The 1388-nt window shown below is 72.5% G+C and carries 1 protein-coding gene; it reads right to left on the reverse strand.

The annotated features are described in order from the left end of the window. Window positions 1-1386 (reverse strand): acetyl-CoA carboxylase biotin carboxylase subunit (locus POF73_RS45675; protein ID WP_272125451.1); only part of this gene is annotated, 1386 nt, incomplete at its 3' end. Window positions 1387-1388: the final 2 nt, after the last annotated feature.

The raw sequence follows: 1388 nt of genomic DNA on the forward strand, positions 1-1388 counted from the left end.
GTCGGTGGGGGTGGCGAAGGGTTTGATGTCGTTGACGAACTCGGTCTCGATCCAGCGGGTGTGGACCGTGAAGGGGTCCTCGCTGCCGGTGAGTTCGGGGGCGAAGGCCGGGTCGGTGACGACCGCGCGATGGAACGGGATCGCGGTGGCCATGCCCTCGACCTGGAACTCGGCCAGGGCACGGGCGGCGCGCTGCAGGGCCTGCTCGCGGGTGGCGCCGGTGACGATCAGCTTGGCCAGCAGGGAGTCCCAGGCCGGACCGATCACGCTGCCGGACTCCACGCCCGCGTCCAGGCGGACACCGGGGCCCGACGGCGGGGCGAACGTGGTGACCGTGCCGGGGGCGGGCAGGAAGCCCCGGCCGGGGTCCTCGCCGTTGATGCGGAACTCGAAGGAATGGCCGCGCAGCGGGGGGTCGTCGTAGCCGAGGTGCTCGCCGTCGGCGATCCGGAACATCTCGCGGACCAGGTCGATGCCGGCGACTTCCTCGGTGACCGGGTGCTCGACCTGCAGGCGGGTGTTGACCTCCAGGAAGGAGATCGTGCCGTCCGCGCCGACCAGGAACTCCACCGTGCCGGCGCCGACGTAGCCGGCCTCCTTCAGGATGGCCTTCGACGACGCGTACAGCTCGGCGACCTGCGCCTCGGACAGGAACGGCGCGGGGGCCTCCTCGACCAGCTTCTGGTGGCGGCGCTGCAGCGAGCAGTCACGCGTGGAGACCACGACGACGTTGCCGTGGCGGTCGGCCAGGCACTGTGTCTCGACGTGGCGGGGCTTGTCGAGGTAGCGCTCGACGAAGCACTCCCCGCGGCCGAACGCGGCGACCGCCTCACGCACCGCCGACTCGTACAGCTCGGGGACTTCTTCCAGGGTGCGGGCGACCTTCAGGCCGCGGCCGCCGCCGCCGAAGGCGGCCTTGATGGCGATCGGCAGCCCGTGCTGCTCGGCGAACGCGACGACCTCGTCGGCGCCGGACACCGGGTCGGGGGTGCCGGCCACCAGCGGGGCGCCGGCGCGCTGGGCGATGTGCCGGGCGGCGACCTTGTCGCCGAGGTCACGGATCGCCTGCGGCGGCGGGCCGATCCAGATCAGGCCCGCGTCCAGGACCGCCTGGGCGAAGTCGGCGTTCTCGGAGAGGAAGCCGTAGCCCGGGTGGATGGCGTCCGCGCCGGACTCGCGCGCGGCGTTCAGCACCTTGTCGATGTCCAGGTAACTGGTCGCCGGGGTGTCACCCCCCAGGGCGAACGCCTCATCCGCGGCGCGGACATGCAGAGCGTCCCGGTCCGGGTCGGCGTATACGGCCACGCTCGCGATCCCGGCATCCCGGCAGGCCCGGGCCACGCGGACAGCGATTTCGCCACGGTTGGCGATGAGCACCTTGCGCACGA

The sequence above is a fragment of the Streptomyces sp. HD genome, assembly GCF_028369295.1.
Lineage (GTDB): Bacteria > Actinomycetota > Actinomycetes > Streptomycetales > Streptomycetaceae > Streptomyces.